General features: G+C 48.4%; 1 protein-coding gene. It reads left to right on the top strand.

Going from position 1 to position 502, the window contains the following annotated elements; all coding sequences use genetic code 11:
- Positions 1 to 129: 129 nt before the first annotated feature.
- A partial coding sequence (locus HQN87_RS32000) for a transposase (protein ID WP_173141389.1) occupies positions 130 to 502 on the top strand: 373 nt, incomplete at its 3' end.

Below are 502 nucleotides of genomic sequence, written 5' to 3'. Positions count from 1 at the left end.
CACAATCGTTCCGTTCTCTCCGCTGTTTAAGCGGAAAATGGACGACAATATTTATAAAAACGCAAAAAAAGAAACCTCTCTTTTGTTAAAATGGAGTTACCACACAACCATTTCAAAGGAGGGGTTTCTTTGTACATTCAATATACCATGGACCAACTTTGCTTGCCAATGGATCTCGAAGAAGATATTCCTTCGAACCACCTCGCTCGTGTCGTTAACACCGCTGTGAATCGGCTGGACGACTCCATCTTTGACGCTGCTTATCCTGGCGGCGGCCGCGACAGCTACCATCCCAAAATGCTTACTAAAGTCATGATCTACGCCTACACCCAACGCATCTATTCCTCCCGTCAAATCGCCAAAGCGGTGCGTGAGAGCATCCCCTTCATGTGGCTAGCCGGACGGCAGCGACCTGACTTTCGTACGCTGAATCGCTTCCGTTCCCAGCGGATGAAGAATGTCCTTGAAACGGTATTTACCGCCGTGCTTCAGTTTTTGGCTG

Source organism: Paenibacillus tritici, assembly GCF_013204885.1.
Classification (GTDB): Bacteria; Bacillota; Bacilli; order Paenibacillales; family Paenibacillaceae; genus Paenibacillus_AQ; species Paenibacillus_AQ tritici.
The sequence above is the reverse complement of the archived record's forward strand: the minus strand, read 5'-3'. Positions and strand labels throughout refer to the sequence as shown.